This is a genomic window from Halomonas sp. B23F22_20 (assembly GCF_043496985.1).
Classification (GTDB): Bacteria; Pseudomonadota; Gammaproteobacteria; order Pseudomonadales; family Halomonadaceae; genus Halomonas.
In genome coordinates this window covers 1-23,941 of sequence record NZ_JBIEKH010000005.1, presented here as the reverse complement: position 1 = coordinate 23,941, position 23,941 = coordinate 1, and the positions used below count along the sequence as shown (strand labels likewise).

Annotated in this window: 25 protein-coding genes and 2 tRNA genes; 6 read left to right on the top strand and 21 right to left on the bottom strand. The window is 65.9% G+C overall.

All coding sequences use genetic code 11. The features are described from left to right. Window positions 1–35: 35 nt before the first annotated feature. Window positions 36–2,714: a pyruvate dehydrogenase (acetyl-transferring), homodimeric type gene (gene aceE, locus ACGTN6_RS04825; protein WP_394590147.1), complete on the bottom strand. Its 2,679-nt coding sequence runs from the start codon at window positions 2,712–2,714 to the stop codon at window positions 36–38. A gap of 341 nt (window positions 2,715–3,055) precedes the next feature. Next, entirely contained in the window at window positions 3,056–3,625 is a 570-nt protein-coding gene (gene ampD / locus ACGTN6_RS04820; protein ID WP_394590146.1) for a 1,6-anhydro-N-acetylmuramyl-L-alanine amidase AmpD, read from the bottom strand. 77 nt (window positions 3,626–3,702) lie between these two features. Here ampD and nadC point away from each other — a divergent pair, with 77 nt between their 5' ends. Then, complete coding sequence (gene nadC, locus ACGTN6_RS04815) at window positions 3,703–4,554, top strand: carboxylating nicotinate-nucleotide diphosphorylase (protein ID WP_394590145.1); 852 nt, start codon at window positions 3,703–3,705, stop codon at window positions 4,552–4,554. Between the two features lie 4 nt (window positions 4,555–4,558). Here the strand turns inward: nadC and ACGTN6_RS04810 are convergent, their stop codons facing one another. Beyond that, entirely contained in the window at window positions 4,559–5,098 is a 540-nt protein-coding gene (locus ACGTN6_RS04810) for a GNAT family N-acetyltransferase (RefSeq protein ID WP_394590144.1), read from the bottom strand. Window positions 5,099–5,190: 92 nt separating this feature from the next. On the opposite strand from ACGTN6_RS04810, the gene tsaA reads away from it, so the two are divergent. Beyond that, window positions 5,191–5,910 (top strand): tRNA (N6-threonylcarbamoyladenosine(37)-N6)-methyltransferase TrmO, encoded by a 720-nt coding sequence (gene tsaA, locus ACGTN6_RS04805; RefSeq protein WP_394590142.1) that lies wholly within the window; start codon window positions 5,191–5,193, stop codon window positions 5,908–5,910. Window positions 5,911–5,966: 56 nt separating this feature from the next. Here the strand turns inward: tsaA and purC are convergent, their stop codons facing one another. The 4 genes from purC to dapA are packed head-to-tail and all read right to left on the bottom strand — an operon-like array spanning window position 5,967 to window position 9,413. Then, complete coding sequence (gene purC, locus ACGTN6_RS04800) at window positions 5,967–6,680, bottom strand: phosphoribosylaminoimidazolesuccinocarboxamide synthase (RefSeq protein WP_394590141.1); 714 nt, start codon at window positions 6,678–6,680, stop codon at window positions 5,967–5,969. Between the two features lie 42 nt (window positions 6,681–6,722). Beyond that, window positions 6,723–7,502 (bottom strand): MBL fold metallo-hydrolase, encoded by a 780-nt coding sequence (locus ACGTN6_RS04795; RefSeq protein ID WP_394590140.1) that lies wholly within the window; start codon window positions 7,500–7,502, stop codon window positions 6,723–6,725. A gap of 20 nt (window positions 7,503–7,522) precedes the next feature. Further along, window positions 7,523–8,482 (bottom strand): outer membrane protein assembly factor BamC, encoded by a 960-nt coding sequence (gene bamC, locus ACGTN6_RS04790; protein ID WP_394590139.1) that lies wholly within the window; start codon window positions 8,480–8,482, stop codon window positions 7,523–7,525. Between the two features lie 46 nt (window positions 8,483–8,528). Then, entirely contained in the window at window positions 8,529–9,413 is an 885-nt protein-coding gene (dapA, locus tag ACGTN6_RS04785; RefSeq protein WP_394590138.1) for a 4-hydroxy-tetrahydrodipicolinate synthase, read from the bottom strand. A 196-nt stretch (window positions 9,414–9,609) separates the two neighbouring features. On the opposite strand from dapA, the gene ACGTN6_RS04780 reads away from it, so the two are divergent. Beyond that, complete coding sequence (locus ACGTN6_RS04780) at window positions 9,610–10,086, top strand: peroxiredoxin (protein ID WP_394590137.1); 477 nt, start codon at window positions 9,610–9,612, stop codon at window positions 10,084–10,086. 53 nt (window positions 10,087–10,139) lie between these two features. Here ACGTN6_RS04780 and ACGTN6_RS04775 read toward each other — a convergent pair whose 3' ends face one another. After that, window positions 10,140–11,249: an AI-2E family transporter gene (locus ACGTN6_RS04775; RefSeq protein ID WP_394590136.1), complete on the bottom strand. Its 1,110-nt coding sequence runs from the start codon at window positions 11,247–11,249 to the stop codon at window positions 10,140–10,142. Next, window positions 11,246–11,494 (bottom strand): sulfurtransferase TusA family protein, encoded by a 249-nt coding sequence (locus ACGTN6_RS04770; protein WP_394590135.1) that lies wholly within the window; start codon window positions 11,492–11,494, stop codon window positions 11,246–11,248. Before ACGTN6_RS04770 ends, ACGTN6_RS04775 begins: the two co-directional genes overlap by 4 nt. A gap of 136 nt (window positions 11,495–11,630) precedes the next feature. Here ACGTN6_RS04770 and ACGTN6_RS04765 point away from each other — a divergent pair, with 136 nt between their 5' ends. Further along, a complete protein-coding gene (locus ACGTN6_RS04765) occupies window positions 11,631–13,142 on the top strand; it encodes a M48 family metalloprotease (protein WP_394590134.1) in 1,512 nt (503 codons plus the stop codon). A gap of 79 nt (window positions 13,143–13,221) precedes the next feature. On the opposite strand, the gene ACGTN6_RS04760 is transcribed toward ACGTN6_RS04765, so the two are convergent. The 3 genes from ACGTN6_RS04760 to ACGTN6_RS04750 all read right to left on the bottom strand — a co-directional run bounded on the left by ACGTN6_RS04760 (window position 13,222) and on the right by ACGTN6_RS04750 (window position 15,015). Next, window positions 13,222–13,383 (bottom strand): BCCT family transporter, encoded by a 162-nt coding sequence (locus tag ACGTN6_RS04760; RefSeq protein WP_394590133.1) that lies wholly within the window; start codon window positions 13,381–13,383, stop codon window positions 13,222–13,224. Beyond that, entirely contained in the window at window positions 13,326–13,616 is a 291-nt protein-coding gene (locus ACGTN6_RS04755) for a BCCT family transporter (protein ID WP_394590132.1), read from the bottom strand. The genes ACGTN6_RS04760 and ACGTN6_RS04755 overlap by 58 nt, the downstream gene beginning before the upstream one ends. Before the next feature lie 139 nt (window positions 13,617–13,755). Continuing rightward, entirely contained in the window at window positions 13,756–15,015 is a 1,260-nt protein-coding gene (locus tag ACGTN6_RS04750; protein ID WP_394590130.1) for a M24 family metallopeptidase, read from the bottom strand. 108 nt (window positions 15,016–15,123) lie between these two features. Between ACGTN6_RS04750 and ACGTN6_RS04745 the strand changes: the two genes are divergently transcribed. Then, entirely contained in the window at window positions 15,124–16,035 is a 912-nt protein-coding gene (locus tag ACGTN6_RS04745) for a LysR substrate-binding domain-containing protein (RefSeq protein WP_394590128.1), read from the top strand. 69 nt (window positions 16,036–16,104) lie between these two features. On the opposite strand, the gene nadA is transcribed toward ACGTN6_RS04745, so the two are convergent. The 8 genes from nadA to ACGTN6_RS04705 form a co-directional block, all read right to left on the bottom strand. Further along, window positions 16,105–17,133 (bottom strand): quinolinate synthase NadA, encoded by a 1,029-nt coding sequence (gene nadA / locus ACGTN6_RS04740; RefSeq protein WP_394590127.1) that lies wholly within the window; start codon window positions 17,131–17,133, stop codon window positions 16,105–16,107. 293 nt (window positions 17,134–17,426) lie between these two features. Continuing rightward, window positions 17,427–17,502 (bottom strand) — tRNA-Lys (locus ACGTN6_RS04735). A gap of 41 nt (window positions 17,503–17,543) precedes the next feature. After that, window positions 17,544–17,619: transfer RNA gene (locus ACGTN6_RS04730), tRNA-Lys, on the bottom strand. A gap of 139 nt (window positions 17,620–17,758) precedes the next feature. Beyond that, entirely contained in the window at window positions 17,759–18,610 is an 852-nt protein-coding gene (rluB, locus tag ACGTN6_RS04725; RefSeq protein WP_394590126.1) for a 23S rRNA pseudouridine(2605) synthase RluB, read from the bottom strand. Next, complete coding sequence (gene scpB, locus ACGTN6_RS04720; protein WP_394590125.1) at window positions 18,610–19,503, bottom strand: SMC-Scp complex subunit ScpB; 894 nt, start codon at window positions 19,501–19,503, stop codon at window positions 18,610–18,612. Before scpB ends, rluB begins: the two co-directional genes overlap by 1 nt. Further along, entirely contained in the window at window positions 19,500–20,387 is an 888-nt protein-coding gene (locus tag ACGTN6_RS04715) for a segregation and condensation protein A (protein ID WP_394590365.1), read from the bottom strand. The genes scpB and ACGTN6_RS04715 overlap by 4 nt, the downstream gene beginning before the upstream one ends. Before the next feature lie 193 nt (window positions 20,388–20,580). After that, window positions 20,581–22,383, bottom strand: coding sequence for a DEAD/DEAH box helicase (locus tag ACGTN6_RS04710; protein ID WP_394590124.1), 1,803 nt, complete (start codon window positions 22,381–22,383; stop codon window positions 20,581–20,583). 68 nt (window positions 22,384–22,451) lie between these two features. After that, window positions 22,452–22,967, bottom strand: a complete 516-nt coding sequence (locus ACGTN6_RS04705) for an AmiS/UreI family transporter (RefSeq protein WP_394590123.1) — start codon at window positions 22,965–22,967, stop codon at window positions 22,452–22,454. Window positions 22,968–23,180: 213 nt separating this feature from the next. Between ACGTN6_RS04705 and ACGTN6_RS04700 the strand changes: the two genes are divergently transcribed. Then, entirely contained in the window at window positions 23,181–23,393 is a 213-nt protein-coding gene (locus ACGTN6_RS04700) for a hypothetical protein (RefSeq protein ID WP_394590122.1), read from the top strand. A 67-nt stretch (window positions 23,394–23,460) separates the two neighbouring features. Here the strand turns inward: ACGTN6_RS04700 and ACGTN6_RS04695 are convergent. Continuing rightward, window positions 23,461–23,941: IS3 family transposase (locus tag ACGTN6_RS04695; protein ID WP_394590121.1), on the bottom strand; the 481-nt coding region annotated here is incomplete at its 5' end.

Sequence of the window (23,941 nt, the reverse complement as noted above, 5' to 3'; positions counted from 1 at the left end):
AACCGGGCCCGCCATGCCACCGGTCGATCGACGCCTCACACCTCGAGCGGGTTGGGCTTGTTGGGGTCGATGCCATACTTCTCGATGGCCTCGCCAACGACCTTGCGATCGATCTCGCCGCGGTCGGCCAGCGCCTTGAGCGCAGCCACGGTGACGAAGTAGCGGTTGACCTCGAAGAAGTGACGCAGCTTCTCGCGGGTATCGGAGCGGCCGTAGCCGTCGGTCCCGAGTACATGGTAGTCGGTCGGCACCCAGGCGCGGACCTGGTCGGCGAACAGCTTCATGTAGTCGGTGGAGACGATGGCCGGGCCCTGGCGGCCCTCCAGGCACGCCGTGACGTGGGGCTTGCCCGGTTCTTCGGCCGGCTTGAGGAACGCCTGGCGATCGATCTCCAGGGCCTCGCGGCGCAGCTCGTTGAAGCTGGTCACGCTCCAGATATCGGCGCCTACGCCCCACTCCTCGCTGAGCAGCTCGGCGGCAGCCTCCACCTCGCGCAGGATGGTGCCGCAGCCCATTAGCTGGACGCGTGCCTTCTTGCCCTCGGTCTCGCGCAACAGGTACATGCCCTTGATGATGTCCTCGGCGGGCACTTCCTCGAGGGCCGGCTGCTCGTAGTTCTCGTTCATCACCGTCAGGTAGTAGAAGCAGTTCTCCTTGTCGGCGAACATGCGCTTCAGACCGTCCTGAACGATGACCGCGACCTCGTGGGCATAGGTCGGATCATAGCTGCGGCAGTTGGGGATCATCGACGCCTGGAGGTGGCTGTGACCGTCCTGGTGCTGCAGGCCCTCACCGTTGAGGGTGGTGCGACCGGCCGTGCCGCCGATCAGGAAGCCGCGCGCCTGCATGTCGCCGGCGGCCCAGGCCAGATCACCGATACGCTGGAAGCCGAACATCGAGTAGTAGATGTAGAACGGCAGCAGCGGCAACCCGTGGTTGCTGTAGGAAGTGGCGGCGGCGATCCAGGAGGACATGGCGCCCGCCTCGGTGATGCCCTCTTCGAGCACCTGACCGGCCTTGTCCTCGCGATAGAACATCAGCTGGCCCTTGTCCATGGGCTCGTACTTCTGGCCCTCGGAGGTATAGATGCCGAGCTGGCGGAACATGCCTTCCATGCCGAAGGTACGCGCCTCGTCGGGCACGATCGGCACTACCTGCTTGCCGAAGCCCTTGTGCTTGACCAGGCCTGTCAGGATACGCACGAAGGCCATGGTAGTGGAGACTTCACGCCCCTTGGAACCGCCGGTCTGGGAAGAGAATATCTTGTCGTCGAGGCCCGGGATGTCCAGTGCCTGGAAGTCCGGGTTACGCGCCGGCAGATAGCCACCCAGGCGCTCGCGCTGGAGATGCATGTACTTCATCTCCGGCGAGTCGTCCGACGGCTTGTAGTACGGCATCTCGTTCTCGATCGCCTCGTCGGACACCGGGATGCCGAAGCGGTCGCGGAACTTCTTCAGCACGTCCTGATCGTCGATCGACTTGACCTGGTGGGCCTCGTTGTCGGCTTCGCCGCCGGCGGCGCCCAGCCCGTAGCCCTTGACGGTATGCGCCAGGATCACGGTGGGACGGCCGTTGGCGTTGTGGAAGGCCTCATGATAGGCCGCGTAGACCTTGAACGGGTCGTGGCCGCCGCGGTTGAGCTTCCAGATGTCCTCGTCGGACATGCCCTCGACCATCTTGGCGGTCTCGGGATACTTGCCGAAGAAGTGCTCGCGGGTATAAGCGCCGCCGTTGGCCTTGCAGTTCTGGTACTCGCCGTCGACGGTCTCGTCCATCAGCTTCTGCAGGACGCCCTTGTTGTCCTTCTCGAACAGCGGATCCCACAGGCGACCCCAGACCACCTTGATGACGTTCCAGCCGGCGCCGCGGAACACGCCCTCCAGCTCGTCCATGATCCGCGAGTTGCCGCGCACCGGACCGTCCAGGCGCTGCAGGTTGCAGTTGATGACGAAGTTGAGGTTGTCGAGCTTCTCGCGGCTGGCCAGGTGAATGGCCCCCAGCGTCTCGGGCTCGTCACACTCGCCGTCGCCCAGGAAGGCCCAGACCTTGCGGTCGTGCATGGGCTGCAGGCCACGCTGATCCAGGTACTTCATGACGTGGGCCTGATAGATCGCCATGATCGGGCCCAGGCCCATGGACACGGTCGGCAGCTGCCAGTAGTCCGGCATCAGCCAGGGGTGCGGATAGGACGACAGGCCGTCTCCGTCCACTTCCTGGCGATACTTGTCCATCTGATCTTCGGTGAGGCGGCCTTCCAGGAAGGAGCGCGCATAGATGCCCGGCGAGCTGTGCCCCTGGATGAAGACCAGGTCGCCCTGGAAATCGCCGTTGGCCGCGCGGAAGAAGTGGTTGAAGCCCACGTCATAGAGTGTCGCCGAGGACATGAAGCTGGCCAGGTGACCGCCGATGCCCTTGTTCGCCTTGTTGGCGCGGGTGACCATGGCGGCCATGTTCCAGCGGATCAGCGAGCGGATGCGACGTTCCATGAAGAGATCGCCCGGCATCGGCGCCTCGCGGTGCACCGGAATGGTGTTGCGATGCGGCGTCGTGACCGAGAAAGGTACCTGCATACCGTCGCGGCGGTAGCGATCCGCCAGGCGAGTCATCAGGTACCGGGCGCGTTCCTCGCCCTCGTGATCCAGAACCGATTCCAGGGAATCCAGCCATTCCTGGGTTTCGACCGGATCGAGATCTTCTCTTGTCTCAAGACTCATAGACGTCTCTCCGAATGACGTTGGGGGCAACAGCCCCGCAGCAAGGGGGTGTGGCGCTTGAGTGGCGGTCATGGAAGGATCACCTCCATGCCGGGTTTCCAAGGTTGTAGTCGTTTTACAAGTCAGCGCGACCGTTATCGTCGGGTGCGCTGACGATACCGCAAACGCTGGCGGCTGCCAATTGAAGCAGAACTGGAAAACATTTTCAAAACCAAATATCGCCCCGACATGCCCGACTCCAGGGCTATAGCGACATGATCGACGGCGATCCCCGCCGCAAGGGCGCCGTGATCCGCATCATCGTTCACAGCGACATCGCCGGATACCATAAAAACGTTTTATTACGCAGAAATGTCCATCGACGACAGCCGCTGACGGAAATAGGCCCAGTCGAAGGCCGGCCCCGGATCGGTCTTGCGTAGTGGCGCAACATGGGCATGGCTGGTGATCCGCTCGTGCGTCAAGCGCGGATAGGTGTCCAGCAGCGCCTGGGTGGCTCGCGCCAGGGTCCGATACTGGGCCGCCGTGTAGGGCGATACCTCATCGCCCTCGAGCTCGATGCCGACCGCGAAATCATTGAGGCCGGTGCGCTCGACGCCATCGTCGCGCCAGCGCGAGCGCCCGGCATGCCAGGCCCGGTCCTGAAAGGATACGAACTGCACGCACTCGCCGTCGCGGCGAATCAGGAGGTGCGCCGAGACGCGCAGGTCGGCGATCTCGGCAAAGAAAGGATGTCCGGCAGGATCCAGGCGATTGATGAACAGCCGCTCGATGGCGTCGCCACCGAACTCGCCCGGCGGCAGGCTGATGGAGTGCAGCACCAGCAGCGACACCTCGCCGTCCGGTCGCGCATTGTGATTGGGTGACGGCACCCGGCGGGCTCCCGCGAGCCAGCCCTCTTGAATCGGCATCTTTCCCCCTGACGTCGGCCCTGGCGTTTCCCCTATAATGAACGCCCCAAGCTTCACAGCACAGAGATCACGCCACCATGCACTATCAGGATGCCCTCGCCGAAGAGATCCGTGACAGCGCCGCCCGGCTGCTGGCCGAGGACGTTGGCCCCGGCGACATCACCGCCGAGCTGATTCCCGAGAAACAGTGGGCCCGGGCCCGGGTGATCACCCGCGAGCCGATGGTGCTGTGCGGCGTGGCCTGGGTCGACGAGCTGTTCCGGCGCCTGGATTCGCGGGTGCTGCTGCGCTGGCAGGCCGCCGACGGTGACCGCCTCGAGGCCGACGCTGGCCTCCTCGAGCTCGAGGGGCCGGCGCGCAGCCTGCTCACCGGCGAACGCGCGGCACTGAACCTGCTGCAGACGCTGTCCTCCACCGCCACCCGGACACGACACTACGTGGACCTGCTGGCAGGCACCGGGGTACGCATCCTCGACACCCGCAAGACCCTCCCCGGCCTGCGCCTGGCCCAGAAATACGCCGTGACCTGCGGCGGCGGGCACAACCACCGCATCGGCCTCTATGACGCCTTTTTGATCAAGGAAAACCATATTGCCGCCTGCGGAGGAATCGCCGCGGCGGTCGAAGAGGCCCGGCGCATCGCTCGCGACCTGCCGGTGGAAGTGGAGGTGGAAACCTTCGAGGAGCTCGACCAGGCGCTGGCCGCCGGCGCCGATATCATCATGCTCGACAACTTCTCGCTCGACGACATGCGCGAGGCGGTGCGCCGAGGCAACGGGCGCGCCACCCTGGAGGCCTCGGGCAACGTCGACGAGACCACCCTGCGCGACATCGCCGAGACCGGCGTCGACTGCATCTCGAGCGGCGCGCTGACCAAGGACGTCAAGGCCATCGACCTGTCGATGCGCATCGTCGAGCAGGACGCCTGAGGGTTCAGGCGTCGCGTGTCGCCAGCGGCTTCTCGAGGTGGCGACGCTGCAACCGCTGGCCGCCGCGCTCGACCCACTCCTCTCGCACCCGCACCCAGCCCTGGCGCTCGAGGCCATCGGCCATCACCAGACTGGCGTCGATGCTCATCCGCTCGGCGCCCCGCTCGCGAAGCAGCCGTTCGGCATGCCCAAGCAGGGCGCTGCCGATACCGCGGCGCGCCAGCGACGGCCAGACGTACAGCGACTCCACGTAGTCTCGGGGCTCATCCAGTTCGAGGAAGGCCACGCAGCGGCTGTCGCAGGTCGCCACCAGCGTCGTGTAGAGCGCCTGGCGGGCGACCCAGGCGCTGCCTTCCCGGGGCAGTACCGCCGCCCAAGCCTCCCGGGCGGACAGCTCATAGTGGCCCATGGCGCCCTGCATGACGGCATGGTGAAAGACTTCGGCCTGGTCGGCGCCGTCCTGGCACCGAGCCTCGCGGTAGAGGATGCGCGGTGTCCTGGCGATGGCGGGGGCTTCCCCGCGTGCGGTGTCGATATGACCCATGAAGGACTTCCTGCGATGATGAAGACGCCAAGAGACTACCGAAGCGGCGCTGCCGCGCCAATGCCTTACCGCGACAGCCATCGGATTCCCGCATGACCGACACCCCCGACGCTTTCTCCATGACGCCAATCGGGCGCATCGAGAGCGACTACCCCGACAAGTTCGGTATTCCCCGCCAGCCGGGGCTCGCCGACGCCGCGCAAGCCCGCCTGGTGCTGCTGCCGCCCTTCGACGATCCGCTGGCGGTGCGCGGTCTGGAAGCCTTCAGCCACCTGTGGCTGACCTTCGTCTTCCACCTGAGCCCCGAGCGCTGGACGCCGCTGGTGCGCCCGCCGCGACTCGGCGGCAACGCCAGGGTCGGAGTGTTCGCCAGCCGCAGCACCCATCGCCCCAATCGCCTGGGACTGTCGTTGGTCGAGCTCGACAACATCGATACACGCGACGGCGTTTGCCTGACGCTGCGCGGCGCCGACCTCGTCGACGGCACCCCGGTGCTCGACATCAAACCCTACCTGCCCTGGGCGGAAGCCCGCCCAGAAGCCCGCGCCGGCTTCGCCCCAGCCGCTCCGACCGCCCTGCCCGTAAGCCTCGCCCCGGCCGCCGAAGCGGCCCTGGGCGCGCGAGCCGACGGCGACTCGCTGCGCGCGCTGATCCACCAGGTGCTGGCCCAGGACCCCCGCCCCGCCTATCGAAAGGGCGCCGAGGACCGCATCTACGGCGTACGCCTGCGCGACGTGGACGTGCGCTTTCGGGCGCTCGCCAATGCGGCAGGCGAAACGCGGCTGGAAGTCATCGAGATCGTGGCGGTGTAAGGGACGAAAACGACGAAGGGCCCCGCAGGGCCCTCCGTTCGGCATGGTAGTCGTCTTCAAGAGAAGTCGACACCGATCCGCTTGCCCACTTCCTCGTAGGCCTCGATCACGCCGCCCAGCCCCTGGCGGAAGCGGTCCTTGTCGAGCTTCTCGCGGGTCTCGGCGTCCCACAGGCGGCAGCCATCCGGCGAGAACTCGTCGCCCAGCACGATCTGGCCCTTGAACAGCCCGAACTCGAGCTTGTAGTCGACCAGCAGCAGGTTGCCGTCGGCGAACAGCTGCTTGAGCACCTCGTTGACCTTGAAGGTCAGCGCCTTCATCTCGGCCAGTTGCTCCGGCGTCGCCCAGCCGAAGGTCTCGGCCAGGGATTCGTTGATCATCGGATCATGGAGGGCGTCGTTCTTGAGGAACAGCTCGAAGGTCGGCGGATTGAGCTCGCTGCCCTCCTCCACGCCGAGACGCTTGACCAGGCCGCCGGCGGCGATGTTACGCACCACGCACTCCACCGGCAGCATATCCATGTTCTTGACCACACATTCGGTATCGGAGCGCAGGCCCTCGAAGTGGGTCGGGATGCCTGCTGCTTCGAGCTTGCCCATGATGAAGGCGTTGAAGCGGTTGTTGACCTTGCCCTTGCGCGCCAGCGATTCCATGCGCTCGCCGTCGAAGGCGCTGGTGTCGTCGCGGAAGTGCAGGATCAGGCGGTCCGGGTCGTCGGTGGCGAAGACCGACTTGGCCTTGCCGGCGTAGAGTTCTTGACGCTTTTCCATGGGGAGCCTCCACAGGCAACTGTCAGATGGAATTCTGGAATCTCAGGTGATCGCCTGCCAGTCCAGCCCCTGGTCCTGGGCCGCCACCGTCAGGCGTGAATCGTCGCCATCGAGCAGGGGCGACAGGGCCGCCAGCGCCAGCTCGGGGCGATTGTTGTGTTCGGAAAGGTGCGAGCAGACGATGCGCTGCAAGCGATCCAACCCCAGGCGCTGCAGCAGCCAGGCGGACTGGCCATTGGCCAGATGCCCCCAGCGGCCGCCGACGCGCCGCTTGAGGCTGGGCGGATAGGGGCCGGTCTCGAGCAGGTGAACGTCGTGGTTGCACTCGAGGATCAGGGCATCGCAGCCCTGGAAGGCCTCGACGACATGCTCGCTGGGGTGCCCCAGGTCGGTGAGCAGGCCCAACCTGCGCCCGGCGGCGTCTAGGCGGAACTGCACCGGCTCGCGGGCGTCGTGGGGTACGGTGATCGGATCGATCTCGATACCCTTGACGCTGAACCGCGCCTGGGGCGTGATCCAGTGCCGGCTGGGCACCTCGCCGAGCTTGCCCGCCAGCCAGGTGCCGGGGGTAAGGTAGACCGGCACGCCATGTCGCCGAGCCAGGGGACCGACCCCGCGCACATGATCGCCGTGCTCGTGGGTCACCAGCACGGCGTCGAGCTGGCGAGGGTGGAGATCGAAGCGGGCCAGGCGACGCTCGGTCTCCTTGAGGCCGAAGCCGCAGTCGACCAGCAACCGCGTCTCGCCATCGCTGACCAGGGTGGCATTGCCCTTGCTACCGCTGCCCAGAGAGGCGAAATGCAGCCGCCCCGGAGAAACCACTCTGGCCGAGACCTCCGTCATCAGCCCAGCAGGCCCGCCAGCCGCTCGAGCAGCTCGCGCCGGTCCTCGGCGGTGAGCTCTCGCTCGTCGGCGGAACGAGCATGCAACACGGTACGCTCGGGCCCCACGGCCTCCAGCGACAGACGAATGCGCTGGGGATCCTCGCCGCCGAAGCTGGTCAGGGTCTCCCACATGCCCTCGCTGCGTGCGCTCAACGTCAGATAGTCGACCAGGAAGACATGAGCGTCGCTATCCTGCTCGAGCAGCTCGCGGCGTCCTTCCAATGCGAAATCCGCTTCGAGCTGGTAGCTGAGCTCGGCCCAGGTACGTTCCAGGTCGAAGGGCAATTCCAGGCGCCACTCGCCAGCCTGCTGGGTCAGCAGGGGGCTGGGGCGATCCCCGGGGCCCTGGACTGCCAGCGAGGAGGCACTGGCGGTGGCGCCGCGTGCCTCGAAGCGACGCTGCAGGGCGCGCAGGCAGCCTTCCTGGGGTTCCCCACCCTGCTCGCAGCGCAGCTCGCTGGCTCCGCTCTGCAACCCGGGACGGACGCTGAAACGCGCCTGGTCGGTGACCAACAGCCCAGCGTTGGCGTCGCGGCGAGTCACCGCCAGGTTGCGCTCGGCCACGAAATCCTCGAGCTCCGACCACACCACGCCGGGCTCGGCACCCACCACCAACCAGCGCTGATTGCCGGCCTCCCGCAGGGCGACACCGCCGGCCTCAACGCCGCTGCCGGCCCCCAAGGCGCGAGGCGGTGGCACCCGAAACTCATCGCCCTGTGAGACGAAGGCGCCCTGCGCCTTGGGCACCGGCATGGCATCGCGATAGCGACGGTTATCACGGCTATCGGGCAATACCAGGGGCGCGCTCGGCTCGGCCTCGACGTAATCGATGCCTCGGTCGTCGTAATAGCCATCACGGGCACAGCCGGCCAGGGCCAGCGCCGCCACGAGCGGCATCCATTTCAGCGCAGAGCTCATGCGTCCACCTTGCTCAAGTTGTCCAGGTTACGGCGCCGTGCACCGCTCAATCGTCGATCACACCGGCCAGCTGCAGGGCCTCGCTGACGGTGGAGTGGTATTTCTCGGAGAGCCAGGTCAACGGCAGGCGAATGCCCGGCTCGGCCAGCCCCATGCGGTTGAGGGCCCACTTGACGGGAATCGGGTTGGCCTCGATGCCGAGGTTGGTGTGCAGCGGCATCAGGCGGGTGTTGATCTGGTGGGCCTTATCAGCCTCACCGGCAACCGCGGCGGCGCACAGCTCGTGCATGGCGCGGGGAGCGACATTGGCCGTCACCGAGATATCGCCGTGGCCGCCCATCAGCATGAAGTCGCAGGCGGTGCCGTCGTCGCCGGAATAGAGCATGAAGTCGCTGCCCTTGAGCCTTGCGATCAGGTCCTCGGCCCGCTCCAGGTTGCCGGTGGCATCCTTGAGGCCGACGATATTGTCCACCTCGGCCAGCCGCAGCACGGTCTCGTTGTAAAGATCCGAGCAGGTACGTCCCGGCACGTTGTAGAGAATCACCGGCAGATTGCTGCCCTCGGCTACGGCCTTGAAGTGCTGATAGAGGCCTTCCTGGGTGGGCTTGTTGTAGTAGGGGCAGACCGACAGGCAGTAGTCCGCCCCCACCTCGCTGGCGTAGCGCGCCAGTTCCACCGCCTCGGAGGTGGCATTGGCGCCGGTGCCGGCGATCACCGGGATGCGCCCGCCGACCTCCTCGACCACCGCACGGATCACGTCGAAGTGCTCGGCGAACGACATGGTCGTCGGTTCGCCGGTGGTGCCCGCCGCGACGATGGCATCGGTGCCGTTGTCCAGGTGGAAGTTGACCAGGGCCCGCAGGGCCTCCCAGTCGATGTCGCCATTGACCTTCATCGGTGTCGCCAGCGCGACGATGCTACCCGTGATCATCCTCTTCTTGTCCTCTCACTACCTGCCGGACGACCGCAGCGCCTCGGTCGCCATGGGATCCCCGCCTTAACCCGCGGGCTCGATGCCAAGGGTCAAATGGTACTCAGGGCTCGAGAGCCTGTACAGCGGCGACTTTACAGTCGCCGGCGGGTTGCGTGTAATCGTGCCCTTCATTCCCCCGATTGGAGACATGCCCATGAGCGTCAGCCTCGGCCAGCCGGTGCCCGACTTCACCGCCACCGCCACCGGCGATACCACCCTGAGCCTCTCGGAACTGCGCGGTCGCCAGGTGGTGGTCTATTTCTACCCCAAGGCCAGCACGCCCGGCTGCACCACCGAGGGCGGCGATTTCCGCGACCGCAAGGACGCCTTCGATGCCGCCAACACTGTGATCGTCGGCGTGTCCCGGGACGGCATCCGCGCCCAGGAGAACTTCAAGGCCAAGCAGGACTTCAACTTCACGCTGCTGTCCGACAAGGACGAGGCGGTGTGCCGACTGTTCGACGTGATCAAGCTCAAGAAGCTTTATGGCAAGGAGCACCTGGGGATCGAACGCAGCACCTTCCTGATCGACGCCGACGGCAAGCTGGCCCGCGAATGGCGCAAGGTGAAGGTCAAGGGGCACGTGGACGAGGTGCTGGAGGCCGCCCAGGCGCTGCACGCCGGCCGCTGAGAGCAGCTTCCCGGCGGGCCGTTGGCGCCCGCCGGGAACGCCCGATCCAGGCCTCAGGATTCCTCGAGCGCCTCGGGCTGGGCGGCGGCTTCCTCCTGGCGATGCTGCTGGATGCCCCGAGGCCAGGCATAGACCAGCGCCTTGAGCAGGGTGGCCAGCGGGATGGCAAAGAAGATTCCCCAGAAGCCCCAGATGCCGCCGAAGAACAGCACCGCCAGGATGATCGACACCGGGTGAAGGTTCACCGCCTCGGAGAACAGCACCGGCACCAGCACGTTGCCGTCCAGCGCCTGGATCACCCCGTAGGCGATCAGCACGTAGAGGAACTGGTCGCCGAGGCCGAAGTGGAAGCCGGCCACCGCCGCCACCGGCAGGGTCGCCACGGCGGCGCCGATATAGGGCACCAGCACCGAGAGACCCACCAGCACCCCGAGCAGGGCCGAATAGGGCAGCCCGAAGAAGGCGAAGGTGAAGAAGGCCACGCTGCCGACGATCACGATCTCGGTGACCTTGCCGCGCACGTAGTTGGCGATCTGGGCGTCCATCTCCTGCCACACCCGAGTCATCAGCCCGCGACGGCGCGGCAGCAGCGACACCGCGAAGCCCACCAGCCGATCCCGATCCTTGAGCATGAAGAACACCAGGATCGGCACCAGCACCAAGTAGACGATCAGCCCCACGATGTTGCCCAGCGAGGACAGCGACAGCGACAGCGCCCGCTGGCCGAGCTGGGTCACCTCGCGGCCGGCCATGCCCACCCAGTTCTGGATCTGGTCCGGCGTCACCAGCTGCGGATAGCGGGTCTGGAGACTGTCGAGCAGCTGCTGGCCGCTGGCGAACATCCGCGGCGTTTCCTGGACCAGATTGACCAGCTGGGTCCAGATCAGCGGCAGCAGGATCAGCGCCATGGCCAGCAGCACGCCGATGAAGGCCAGATAGACCAGCATCACCGCCAGGAAGTGCGGCACCCGGCGACGGGTCAGGGCGTTCACCCCACCCTGCAGCAGGAAGGCGATGACCAGGGCGGTGAGAAAGGGCGCGAGCATCTTGCCCAGCCAGATCACCACCGCGAAGCCCAGCACCAGGACCACCAGCAGGATCACCGCCTCCTCGTCGGAGAGGTAGTGGTCGACCCAGCCGCGCAGTACCGATCTCAGCGTCATTGGGACGCCTCCCCAGCCTTGCGGATCCAGTAATGGTAGATCTCACCCCGCTCCTCTCGGGCCGGCATCTCGTGCCCGCTCTGGGCGATGAAGGTTTCGAAGTCGCGCCAGGAGCCGGCATCGGTGGCCATCACCTCCAGCACCTGGCCAGGGGCAAGGCGCGACAGCGCCTGCTTGGCCTTGAGCAAAGGCAGCGGACAGGGAAGTCCCCGTGCATCGAGGACGTCGTCGGGTTGCACAGCCATGATGTCTCCCGGGAGAATGCCTGAGGCATGCCGACGCGGCAGTCGCCGCATGTGGCATGATTGCCTGCGATTTAAAGGCACTTTCCCCCCCGAATCAATGTCGGAGGGATTCCGCTCCTGCTCGCGCCCGACGAGGATGACCATGCTGCGTCGACTCCTGCCCTGCCTGCCCGCCCTCGCTCTATGCCAGGCATTGAGTGCTTCGGCCTTCGACCAGGAGCTGGTACTCGAGCTACCCGACCGGGCAACGACCACTTCAGCCTTCGATGAGCAACCGACCTTCGAGCTACCGAGTCTGGTCAGTGGCAGCACTCAGGCGGTGAGCGGCGAGGAGATCCGACTGGGTCGAGCCTGGCTGCGCCAGTTCCGCGCCCACGCCCCGCTATGGCAGGACCCCATCGCCGCCGACTACCTGGCCTCTCTGGTGGCGCGACTACTGCCTTACAGTCACGTCGGTGGTATCGACCCGGTGATCACCCTGGTCGCCAGTGAGCGCCTCAACGCCTTCGCCGTGCCCGGCGGCGTGATCGGCGTCAATGCGGGGCTGTTCGCCTTCGCCGAGGGCGAGGCCCCGCTGGCCTCGGTACTCGCCCACGAACTCGGCCATCTCTCTCAGCGCCACTTCGCCCGCGGCCAGGCGCGCGCCGAGCAGACCCGCCTTCCAGCCATGGCGGCCATGCTCGCCGGCATGCTGATCGCCGCGGGAGGCGGCGGCGACGCCGGTATCGCCGCCGCCATGGGCTCGCAGGCCGCGCTCGTCCAGGACCAATTGGCCTATTCACGGCGCTTCGAGCGCGAGGCCGACCGGCTGGGCCTGCAGACCCTGGCCGATGCCGGCTACGACCCCCAGGCCATGGTCGAGATGTTTCGCACCATGCAGCACATGGTCGCCTTGCAGGGAGGCAATCCGCCTGAATTCCTGCTCACCCACCCGGTAACGGAATCGCGCATCAGCGACGCCCAGGCGCGGGTTGCCCAGCTCTCCGTCTCCTCGCCGCGCCACGACGACATCGAATTCCAGCTGGTGCGCGCCCGGGCCCTGCTGGCCATCCATGATCAAGTCCCCCGCCAGGCGCAAACTCGGCTGGCCCGGGGCGGCGCGCCGGAGTCGGCCCGACGCTACCTGACGGCGTTGATTGATGCCCAGGAAGGCCGCACCGATGCCGCGCTCTCCACCCTGGACGCTCTGGCCTCACGGTTGCCGGACCTGGCCCTGATCCCGGCATCCGCCGCCGAGGTAGCGCTTGAAGCCGGACGAGTGGAAGACGCCATCAGCCGCAGCCGACACCAGCTGCGGCTGATGCCCGGCTACGCCCCGGCCAGCATGCTGCTGGGCGAGGCCCTGCTGCAGCGCGATCCCGAAGCAGCCTACCGGGAGTTGCGAGCACTGGCCGCCAGTCGCCCCGAGGATCCTCAAGTGTTCACGCTGCTGGCCGAGGCCGCCGGACGCAGCGGCCATCGTGCCTGGGGACACCTGGCCCGTGCCGAACAGCTGCAGCTGACCGGCCACATCGACCGCGGCATCGAGCAGCTCGACGTGGCCAAGGAGGTCGCCGAGGAAAACGGCGATGCCAACGCCCTGGCCAAGGTGGAGCAGCGCCGCAAAGCCTTCGTCGGCTATCGGGAGACGATGGAGAGCTTTCGCTGAGCGCATGGCTCGACGGACTCTCCCCATCAATGGGACTGACCCTGGCGGCATGCCCGCCAGGGAATCACCGATGGCGGGGTCAGACCGCCTCGGGCGCTGGCCTGTGAGCTGAGCCTGAAAGGAGCGCTTTAAGCATCGACACGCACATCAGCACCATCAGTACCGAAAACGGCAGCGAAGCGATCAACATGGCTTTCTGAATCGCCGACAGACCACCCGCCAGGAGCAGAGAACCGACCACCAGAGTGAGCAGCACGCCCCAGATGATGCGATGCCGCGGCGCCGGCTACCCCACGGCCCCAGGCCCACCAACAGGCAGAACAGCAGCATCAGCCCGACAGCATAAATGTAGTAGGCATTGAAGGACGCCAGCATCGCGGCGTTGATCCGGCCCAGCACATCGACAGCAAGGCCCGGAAACACCACGGCGGATATCACCAGGGCCGCCACGATCACCTTGCTGATCAGAGTCACGGGAAGATTCAGTCCTCGGTAGATACCTTGGAGCATCTGACGATTGTTATTGTTGGCTTCATGCAGGGAACCTCTTGGTGTTAGGGATGGGGGCAACGCAAAAAATCCGTGCTTTGCCTCTAGGGCCAAACAAGCTGCCTTATTCACCGAGCAGGTCGGTCTCGAAGGGAAACTGGGTCAAGAGCTCGATGCCGGTGTTCGTCACCACCACCTGCTCCTCTAGCTTGACGCCTTCACGGCCACCTTCCGCACCGATGTAGCTCTCGACGCAGAGCACCATGCCGGGCTCGATGACGCCGTCATAACCGGCCTCCCGGTAATCGTGATGGTGATACAGATACGGATACTCTCCCGTCATGCCGCAGCCGTGGGCCGACAGGTAATAGCGGTTGGCGTGATACTTGGCGGGGATATTCCAGGCCTGCTCGGAGTATTCCCGAAAGGTCATGCCGGGCTCGAGGATGCCGAGATTGTGCTGCACCTGCTCATGGGCCAGCCGGTACAGCTCGCGCTGCGCCGCACTGGGACGGTCCGGGCCGACGTGGAAGGTGCGGGAGAAATCGGAATAGTAGCCGTGACACCCCACCACGTCGGTGTCCAGGGCGACCAGCTCGTTGGCTGCCAGCCGCTTGGTCGCCGTCTCCTGGAACCAGGGGTTTGTGCGCGCCCCGGAATTCAGCAGCCGTGTCTCGCAATAGTCACCGTTTTCCTCGATAACCGATTGGTGAAGCACCGACCACAGGGCGTTTTCGGTGATGCCAGGCCGAATGGCCTCACGCAACCGATGCACCGCCCGCTCCGTGGCTCTCAACGAGGCCACGACACACTTGAGCTCTTCCAAAGACTTAATGGCACGGGCCAGCTCCAGCGGCTGCTGGGCATCGACGACCTCGAGCCCTTGATTCGCCATGGCGATGGCCGCACCAGCATTCATGCGCTCCATGCCGACTCGCGGAGAAGCCCCGACCAGGCCGCGAATCTCATCAGCCATCGCCACCGCCCAGCGGGATTCTCGGGCGGCGATGTCGGCCCCCGCCGCCACGAAACTCGCGGTCATCGCCGGACGGACTTCATCGATGGTCTCCAGACCATTGGCCAGATGCTCACAGCCGGTGAACTCGAAGAGAACGGAACGATCCTGGGTCAGCAACAGGTAGCGGGCCGGCGTATTACGGGCCGAAAACACCTGCATGTTGCGTGCGCCGGTGGCGTAGCGGATATTGACGGGGTCGGACACGATCAAGGCATCGACTCGATACCGAGCCATCTGTTCCCGCACACGCTTGAGACGATACAGGCGCACGTCTTTCAGGTTGATGCCCTGACTTTCCGGGGCGGCGTCCAGCAGCTCAAGAGGCTCAAGGCCCTGCCGCTCGGCATGCCAGTCGATGTCTGCCATGGGGATATCTCTCGTCGAGGAAGGGTAATTCGAACGAGAAAAAGTCTAAGAACCTCCCCTGAGCCTGTATATGCCGCCCTTTTTCATCCTTTTTAACAACCTGAGGTTATGAAAAGCTTCCGCCATCGCCTCCCACCTTTGAACGGGCTCCTGATCTTCGAGGCCGCCGCCCGGCATTTGAACTTCACCCGCGCGGCCCAGGAACTGCACGTCACTCAGGCCGCAGTCAGCAAGCAGATCAAGGAGCTGGAGCACTACCTCGGTGTGTCGCTGTTCGTACGAAACGGCCGTCGAGTCGCTCTCACCGGTGACGGCGCCTACCTGCAGACCAAGATCGGGGCTTCCCTGCAGTTCCTCTGCGAGGCCATCGAGACAGTCGGCACAACCACGTCACCTCAGGGCATCGTGCTATCGGCCAACACAGCCATGTCGCAACTCTGGCTGGGGCCCGCCATGCGACGCTTTGACCGGACGCACGACGACCCAGACGGCAACATCCGGCTGCTCACCTCGGACATCACCTCGGAGCTGCTCGGCGAAGAGGTCGACCTGGCCGTGTTGTATGACGTGCGGGCACACGACGGTTGGCAGTTGACGCCGCTGTTCGCCGAGGAGCTTTTCCCGGTGGCCTCCCCAGCCTATCTGGACCGCCACGGCCGCGGGCTCGATGGCGTGTCGGCGCTGCACGATCATGCATTACTGGACTTCGATCGCATCGAGCCGAACTGGGTGGACTGGCGACGCTGGCTGGAGGGACTGGGAGCCGACACCCACTGGCTGACGCCTAGTGCGCATTACAGCCACTACGCCGCACTGATCGAGGCCGCCGAACAGGGCCAGGGCGTCGCGCTAGGCACCCGCCACCAGATCGATACCCGACTCAAGGAGGGACGCCTCGAGCGCCTCGGCGAGATAGGCCTGTGCACAGGACGCCACTATTGGCTGGGGCTCAACCGGAACCACGCGCCGAGCGAGCCAGTCGCCAGGCTGCACGACTGGCTGCTGGGCACGTGCGACTGACCCATCCCCCTGACACGAAGAGCCCGCGACACGGTCGCGGGCTCTTAGATACCAGACAGATCAGGCCAGTCAGGCGTTGAACTCAAGCATCCGCGTGAGCGGCTTGAGCGCCGCCTGGCGCAGCTCGTCGCCAACATGGATCTCGCCTTCGCCCTCGCGCAGCGCGCCGGCCAGGTTGTCGAGGGCATTCATCGCCATCCACGGGCAGTGGGCACAGCTCCTGCAGGTGGCGCCGTTGCCGGCGGTGGGCGCCTCGAACAGGGTCTTCTCGGGTACCGCCTGCTGCATCTTGAAGAAGATGCCGCGATCGGTGGCCACGATCAGCTCCTCATTGGGCAGCGCCTTGGCGGCCTTGATCAGCTGCGAGGTGGAGCCCGCCACGTCGGCCAGCTCGACCACCGAGGCCGGCGACTCGGGATGCACCAGCACCGCGGCATCGGGATACAGGCCCTTGAGGTCCTCGACGCCCTTGGCCTTGAACTCTTCGTGGACGATGCAGGCACCGTCCCATAGCAGCATGTCGGCGCCGGTCTGCTTCTGGATATAGCCGCCAAGATGCTTGTCCGGCGCCCACAGGATCTTCTCGCCGCGAGCCTTCAGGTGCTCGATCACGTCTACCGCGATCGACGACGTCACCACCCAGTCGGCACGCGCCTTCACCGCCGCCGATGTGTTGGCATAGACCACCACGGTGCGATCGGGATGCTGGTCGCAAAAGGCACTGAACTCGTCGGCCGGGCAGCCCACGTCCAGCGAACAGGTCGCCTCCAGGGTGGGCATCAGCACGCGCTTCTCCGGAGAGAGAATCTTGGCCGTCTCGCCCATGAAGCGCACGCCCGCCACCACCAGGGTGTCGGCGGGGTGGCGGGCGCCGAAGCGCGCCATCTCCAGCGAGTCGGCCACGCAGCCACCGGTCTCCTCGGCGAGCTGCTGAATGGCGTCGTCGGTGTAATAGTGGGCCACCAGCACGGCGTTATTGGCCTCGAGCAGACGCTTGATCTCCTCGATGCGGGCCTGATCCTCGGCGGGAATGCGCGTGGGGCAATAGGAACGTGCCAGCTGCTCACGCAGCTCGGCGCGGGAAGTCATGATCGTCATCGTGTCTACCACTGTGACCGGCAGGGGCTCCCCCTGCATTGCACCAGGTGCCAACACACGTGCGCTCCGCACGCCGCGACACCCCCGCGGGTCAACCGTCGCGTCTACCGCCGTGGCCGACCCATCTCCATTCTAGCCGGAACGCGCGCGCCGCGCCCGCACCGTGCAAGAAAAATGACAGCCCTCGATCATGACGCCGTCATGATCGCCTTGCAAGACCCACGGCCGGCCGAATCACCAGCCACCCACGCACGAAAAACGCCCCTGCCTCGGGGAGGCAGGGGCGTCGAATCTGGTGGGTCGTGTAGGATTCGAACCTACGACCAATTGGTTAAAAGCCAACTGCTCTACCAACTGAGCTAACGACCCGTGACGCATGACGGCTCAGTCGCCATGAATCCAGGTCCGGATGGTGGGTCGTGTAGGATTCGAACCTACGACCAATTGGTTAAAAGCCAACTGCTCTACCAACTGAGCTAACGACCCCTCCGAACGGGTGCAGATAATACGGATATGCCCCCGGTCTGGCAAGGACTTTTTTGCCCTTGGTCGACTTTCCCGGCAGCGGGGCCGGCGGTGCTCGTGCTTGCCGTCAGCACGAGCACCGATAGCGCCATTCCCAGGCTCAGCGACGCGACTTGGGCTTGCGCATCGCCTGCACCGGACGGCGCTTGTGCTTGTCGCGGCTCCAGCGATTCTTCTCGTCGGGCGTCAGCTCAGGCACCTTGCGCGATGCCAGTCCGGCCATCTCGGCCAGGTCGTCGACCTCCTCCTGGCTGAGCTCCACCCATTCGCTGGCCTTGGCTCGCTTGTCGAGGAAGATGTTGCCGTAGCGCACTCGCTTGAGGCGGCTGACGGTCAGGCTCTGCGACTCCCACAGCCGGCGCACCTCGCGATTGCGCCCCTCCATGATCACCACATGAAACCAGGTGTTGATGCCTTCGCCGCCGAACTCCTGAACGTCGGTAAAGCGCGCCGGGCCATCGTCGAGCATTACCCCCTCGACCATGGCCTTGACGTTCTGCGGCTGGACCTCACCCATCACCCGCACGGCGTACTCACGCTCGATCTGGGTCGAGGGATGCATCAACCGGTTGGCCAGCTCGCCGTCGGTGGTAAACAGCAGCAGGCCGCTGGTGTTGATGTCGAGGCGGCCGATGGCGATCCAGCGCTCCCCCTTGAGGCGAGGCAGGCGATCGAAGACGGTACGTCGCCCTTCCGGATCCTTGCGGGTACACAGTTCGCCCTCGGGCTTGTTGTACATGATCACCCGCCGCGGCACCTCCTCGGCGGCGCGCAGGGTCACCGGGCGGTCGTCGAAGGCGACCTTGTCGCGAGTCTCGATGCGATCGCCCAGGGTCGCCACCTGGCCGTTGACCTTGACCCGGCCATCGGCGATGGCGGCTTCCATCTCGCGGCGCGAGCCCAGGCCGGCCCGGGCCAGGACCTTTTGCAGTTTCTCGGTGGTGGTGCTCATCAGTCGTCTGTCTCACTGGTAGTGGGTTCCGCCCCCGAAGCAGCGTCATCGTCGACGCGGCCCCGGGCACGTTCGGACAGGCGAGCTTCCAGGTCGGCGAAGCTCAACCTCGTCCGCTCGGACGCCGTCCCGGCGTGGTCATCGTCGGCCGCCTCACCCGTCTCGGGTGCCGAGGCGGCCATGGTCTCGTCGAGGACGTCATCCTGAGCGATATCGTCGGCGGCATCGTCCTGCTCCGCCTCAACTTCGCCCGGCACGCCCTCATCCTGTTCCTCCTCCCCGGGCTCATCCGCCTGGGCCAGCAGCTCATGCTGGGGCGGCGGCGGGGTATCCTCGAGCGATTCCTCCGGCTCGGCGAACTCCTTGAGTTCGTGCATCGGCGGCAGTTCGTCCAAGGTCTTGAGCCCGAAGTCGTCGAGAAAGGCCCGGGTCGTGGCATAGACCGCCGGGCGACCGGGCACGTCGCGATGCCCGACCACCCGCACCCAGCCGCGCTCGACGAGGGTGCGCATGATCGAGCCGCTGACCGTGACGCCGCGCACCTCCTCGATGTCGCCACGGGTCACCGGCTGACGATAGGCGATCAGCGCCAGGGTCTCCAGCAGCGCCCGGGAGTAGCGCTGGGGGCGCTCGTCCCACAGCCGCGACACCCAGCTAGAGAGCCGCGGGCGAATACGCAGCTGGTAGCCCGAAGCGGTCTCCAGCAGTTCCATGGCACCGCGCTCGTGGCGCACCTCGAGCCGCCCGAGGGCCTCACGCAGCGAGCGACGCGGCGGGCGCTCGTGGTCGTCGAACAACGACTCCAGGCGGTCCAGCGACAGCGGCTCACCGGCCGCCAGCAGCGCGGCTTCGAGGATCTCGTCCAGGGCATCGGGGAATTCCATGGCGGTCATGGCGACTCGCTCCCTTGGTCGTCGTCATCCGCGAAGGGGCTCTCCCCTTCCGCCTCGTCGTCAGCGTAGGCCTCTTCTTCCTCATCGTCCTGCGCTCCACCGCGTGCCCTCACGTGGATAGGCGACAGCGGGGCGTTCTGCACGATCTCGATCATCGCCTCCTTGGCCAGCTCGAGGATGGCCATGAAGGTGACCACCACCCCGGCGCGGCCCTCTTCAAGGGTGAACAGCGCCTCGAAGGCGGTGTAGCGCTCGTGGTGCAGCTTGTCCATGATCGCCAGCATGCGCTCCCGGGTCGACAACGCTTCACGGCTGATCTGGTGGGTCTGGTTGAGCTCGGCACGGCGCAGGATGCCGGCCAGCGCCCCGAGCAGCTCGTCGAGCTCGACGTCCGGATGCACGATCCGGGATTCCAGCGGCGGCAGCCCGGCCCGGGCCGGAAACCAGTCGCGCCCCAGCCGCGGCAGCTCGGCCAGGGCCTCGGCGGCATGCTTGAGCCGCTCATACTCCTGCAGGCGGCGGATCAGCTCGGCGCGCGGATCCTCTTCCTCGTCGTCACCACCCTCTTTCGGCGGCTTGGGCAGCAGGGTGCGCGACTTGATCTCGGCCAGCATCGCCGCCATCAGCAGGTACTCGCCGGCCAGCTCGATCTCCATGGCCTTCATCAGCTCCACGTACTCGATGTACTGATGGGTGATGGCCGCCACGTCGATGGCCAGAATATCCAGGTTCTGACGGCGAATCAGATAGAGCAGCAGATCGAGCGGCCCCTCGAAGGCCTCGAGGAAGACCTTGAGCGCCTCCGGCGGAATATACAGATCCTCCGGCAACTGGGTGATCGGCTCGTCGAACAGCCGCCCCAGCACCTCGGCGCTCTGGGCGATCGCCTCGCGCTCGGCGCCGCTCTCCCCGGCCCCGTCAGCGACGGTCGGGTCGGCGGGGCTACCCGGGGCGTCGTCGGGTGTGTCGATGGACGGGGGCGTCTCGCTCACGCGGGGGCAGGCCTCCGGGCTGGTGGGGCGGCGAATGATCGACCGCACAGTCTACCAAGGGGCGCGCCACAGGGTAAGCCGCGACTTACCCTGCCTCGGCGGCGAGGCGATAGCGTCCGGTGTAGTCGAACAGCTTGCGCCGCACCTGCCAGTGTCGCCCCACCTTGCGGCCGATCACGAAGTCCGGCGCGCGCAGCCGGCGCTGCTCGCGGATCACTTCCTCCGGCGTGGTAGGCAACCATCGCGTGCCGGGTGCGCGCAGATGGTCGCGCAGGAAGACCGCGGCGAAGGCGCCGCGCTGGGCCGGCGTCTCCAGGGCAAACCATTCGGCCAGGGTGGCACCGTCCTCGTCGTGGTAGACAACCTTGAGCCGCGGCAGGCCGCGGCCGTTGACGGTGGCTTCGAGCTGCATACCCGAGACGCGCAGCACCCGGGCGTCGCGTAATTTCAGCGCCTCGCGCAGCTTGTCGTCGGCGTCGACCAACAGCACCTCGCAGCCGTGGCAGCGCCGCGCCGCTATATCGTTCTCGGCGCCGCACTGATCGCAGACCTTGAAGCGAAAGCGGAAGGTACACTGCTGAGGTTTCCCCACGCCCTCTTCTTCCACCAGCCCCTGTTCCACCAACCCTTGGCAGCGGCGACCGAAGTGCTCGATGACGATCTCGCCGTCACGCCGCCCCCAGAACAGGTTGGCGTGGCCGCACTGCGGGCACTCGACCTGCACCGGCTCGGTGTCGCCCGCGGGCCTTGGGCTACCCACCTCGGGCGCATAGAGATCCCAGGGATTGCCGGCATAGTCGAGGATCAGGCAGTCGGACTTGCCCGGCGCCAGGCGCAGGCCGCGGCCGACGATCTGCTGGTAGAGGCCCACCGACTCGGTGGGACGCAGGATCGCGATCAGGTCCACATGAGGCGCATCGAAGCCGGTGGTCAGCACCGACACGTTGACCAGGTACTTGAGCTCACGGGCCTTGAAGGCATGGATGATCGCCTCGCGCTCGGCGGCCGGCGTGGCCCCGGTGATCAGCGCCGTCTCGTCGGCGGGCAGATAGCCGCGAATCTCCTCGGCATGGGCCACACTTGCGGCGAACAGCATCACCCCGGCACGCTCGGCGGCGTGGCCGACCACCTCCTCGATGATGCCCGGGGTCGCCCGGTTGCCGGCGGCCACCCGGTTCAGCTCCGCCTCCTGGAAGAGGCCGCCGCTGCCTGGCTCGAGTGCAGAGAAGTCATAACGCTCCACGGCCGCATCGACCAGTCGCGGCTCGGCCAGGTAGCCCTGTTTGACCATCAGCCGCAGCGGCTGCTCGAAGACGCAGTCGCGGAAGAAACAGTCGTCGTTGCCGCGCACCATGCCGTGGTAGTGGCGGTGATAGAGGAACCCCTGCCCCAGCCGATAGGGCGTGGCGGTCAGGCCCAGCACTTTGAGCCGCGAATTGCGCTCGCGCAGGCGGGCGATCACCCGCCGATAGCTCGAGTCCTCGTCCAGCGAGACCCGATGGCACTCATCGATCACCAGCAGCGTGAAGTTCCCCGCCCCCTCGGAGGAAGCGCCGAAGCGCTCGAGGTTGCGTACCACCGACTGTACCGAGCCGAACACCACCTGGCGCTCGGCCTCCTTGCGACCCAGGCCGGCGCTGAAGATGTCGGCCTCCAGCCCATAGGCCAGGTACTTGGCATGGTTCTGCTCGACCAGCTCGCGCACGTGGGCCAGCACCAGCACGCGGCCGCGGGCCAGGCGCGCCAGCTCGGCGATCACCAGCGACTTGCCGCTGCCCGTAGGCAGCACCACCACGGCGGGGTCGTCCGTCTCGCGAAAATGCTCCACCACCCGGGCAACGGCCTGCCGCTGATAGGGGCGAAGACTGGGCGGCGAGGATGCGGTCATGATGGGCCTCTCTATGACGAAGGCGCCATCTTAACGGCCGAGGCCAGCTACGTCAGGAGCGTTGGCGCTCAGCCGAGCAACCCCTGCAGCAGCAGGTAGCCAGGGATCCAGGCGGTCACCAATCCCTGGGCCAGCGAAGCCCGGGCCATCAACGGCTGCAGGCGCGGGCGATAGCAGAGCATCAGGTAGAAACCGAACCATAGCGCCGCCCAGGCCAACCAATTGACGCCGGACCACCAGCCCCAGACGCCCTCGGCCACGGCGAGGCGCAACAGGCCGGTCGGCAGTGCGGTGAGGGCCACGAACAGGCAGAAATAGCCGAGACCATGGCCTGAGCTGCCATTGCGGCGATTGATCGCCACCCACAGGTAAGTGAAGGCGAACAGCAGGGTCATGGCAGCGGTGCGCACGCTGGCCGCATCGGCGCCGGGCCCGAAGGCCGCATAGGCGGCCACGGCGAGGCTGACCCCACCGGCGAAGAAGTTGATCACCTGGATCTCGCGGTCCTCGATGCGCCCCGACAGCCACAGACCATTGAGCACCAGCACCGCCCCCACGTACAGCAGACTCAGCCCCTCATGCATCCTTAACGCGCTCCATACCGGGCATTCGGCTCCCATGCCGACGCCTCGAAGCGCTCTTATAGTCCGATGCGGCCCATCAGGCAACACGAAATGGAAAAAATTTCCAAAATATATCCCAAGGCATGGCGACTTGACCTGAGCGTCGCCAGCCATGATACCTAGAGGTGAGCCAGGGTGATCGGATCACCCATCGCCGATACAGGAGAGCCGCCCATGAAAGTGAAGACCAGCCCCGAGTGCCCCAAATGCGGTGGCCGCGTGAAACGGCTTCCTCCCGGACGAGAGGACCAGTATCACGTCTACTGCGACGACTGCGGACACGACTTCGGCCGCTACGACCACCTACAGGCCCAGTTCCGCCACCTGCTCGACGACGTGGAGGCGCACCTCAAGTCGCGGGAACCATCGGGCAACGGCGCCTCCTGACCCTTCTCCGACACGACGACGCCCGGGCCAAATGAACTGACCCCCAATCGTTGGACGGTTGGTTCTCTTAACCGGCGGCCATGGCCTGAGTCCTGTATTGCACGGGGCTCAGGCCTTTTAGTCTCTGCTTGATTCGTTGATGGTTGTAGTAGTGGATGTAGTCGGCAATGCCTTGCTGCAACTGCTCAACGGTGTCGAACCGGTTCAGATGGAAGTATTCGGCTTTCAGGGTGCCGAAAAAACTCTCCATGGCGGCATTGTCCAGACAATTCCCTTTCCGTGACATGCTGCGCAGTATCCGTTTCTCCACCACCAGGCGACGATAGTTGGGGTGGCGGTAATGCCAACCCTGATCCGAGTGCAGTAGAGGCCGATCACCCGGCCTCAGTCGGTCGAAGGCGCTCCTCAGCATGTGCTTCACCAGGCCGAATACCGGTCGTTGCCCGGTCTGGAAGGCGATGATTTCGCCGTTATACAGATCCATGACCGGTGACAGGTAGAGCTTCTGGTCATCGACCTTGAATTCGGTGATGTCGGTCACCCATCGT

Coding starts and splice junctions, on each gene's coding strand:
- aceE (WP_394590147.1), bottom strand. CDS start 2,714: ATGAGTCTTGAGACAAGAGAAGATCTCGATCCGGTCGAAACCCAGGAA.
- ACGTN6_RS04780 (WP_394590137.1), top strand. CDS start 9,610: ATGAGCGTCAGCCTCGGCCAGCCGGTGCCCGACTTCACCGCCACCGCC.
- dapA (WP_394590138.1), bottom strand. CDS start 9,413: ATGATCACGGGTAGCATCGTCGCGCTGGCGACACCGATGAAGGTCAAT.
- ACGTN6_RS04745 (WP_394590128.1), top strand. CDS start 15,124: ATGAAAAGCTTCCGCCATCGCCTCCCACCTTTGAACGGGCTCCTGATC.
- ACGTN6_RS04765 (WP_394590134.1), top strand. CDS start 11,631: ATGACCATGCTGCGTCGACTCCTGCCCTGCCTGCCCGCCCTCGCTCTA.
- nadC (WP_394590145.1), top strand. CDS start 3,703: ATGCACTATCAGGATGCCCTCGCCGAAGAGATCCGTGACAGCGCCGCC.
- ACGTN6_RS04770 (WP_394590135.1), bottom strand. CDS start 11,494: ATGGCTGTGCAACCCGACGACGTCCTCGATGCACGGGGACTTCCCTGT.
- ACGTN6_RS04810 (WP_394590144.1), bottom strand. CDS start 5,098: ATGGGTCATATCGACACCGCACGCGGGGAAGCCCCCGCCATCGCCAGG.
- rluB (WP_394590126.1), bottom strand. CDS start 18,610: ATGAGCACCACCACCGAGAAACTGCAAAAGGTCCTGGCCCGGGCCGGC.
- ACGTN6_RS04710 (WP_394590124.1), bottom strand. CDS start 22,383: ATGACCGCATCCTCGCCGCCCAGTCTTCGCCCCTATCAGCGGCAGGCC.
- ACGTN6_RS04705 (WP_394590123.1), bottom strand. CDS start 22,967: ATGCATGAGGGGCTGAGTCTGCTGTACGTGGGGGCGGTGCTGGTGCTC.
- bamC (WP_394590139.1), bottom strand. CDS start 8,482: ATGAGCTCTGCGCTGAAATGGATGCCGCTCGTGGCGGCGCTGGCCCTG.
- ACGTN6_RS04750 (WP_394590130.1), bottom strand. CDS start 15,015: ATGGCAGACATCGACTGGCATGCCGAGCGGCAGGGCCTTGAGCCTCTT.
- scpB (WP_394590125.1), bottom strand. CDS start 19,503: ATGACCGCCATGGAATTCCCCGATGCCCTGGACGAGATCCTCGAAGCC.
- nadA (WP_394590127.1), bottom strand. CDS start 17,133: ATGACGATCATGACTTCCCGCGCCGAGCTGCGTGAGCAGCTGGCACGT.
- ampD (WP_394590146.1), bottom strand. CDS start 3,625: ATGCCGATTCAAGAGGGCTGGCTCGCGGGAGCCCGCCGGGTGCCGTCA.
- tsaA (WP_394590142.1), top strand. CDS start 5,191: ATGACCGACACCCCCGACGCTTTCTCCATGACGCCAATCGGGCGCATC.
- ACGTN6_RS04775 (WP_394590136.1), bottom strand. CDS start 11,249: ATGACGCTGAGATCGGTACTGCGCGGCTGGGTCGACCACTACCTCTCC.
- ACGTN6_RS04700 (WP_394590122.1), top strand. CDS start 23,181: ATGAAAGTGAAGACCAGCCCCGAGTGCCCCAAATGCGGTGGCCGCGTG.
- purC (WP_394590141.1), bottom strand. CDS start 6,680: ATGGAAAAGCGTCAAGAACTCTACGCCGGCAAGGCCAAGTCGGTCTTC.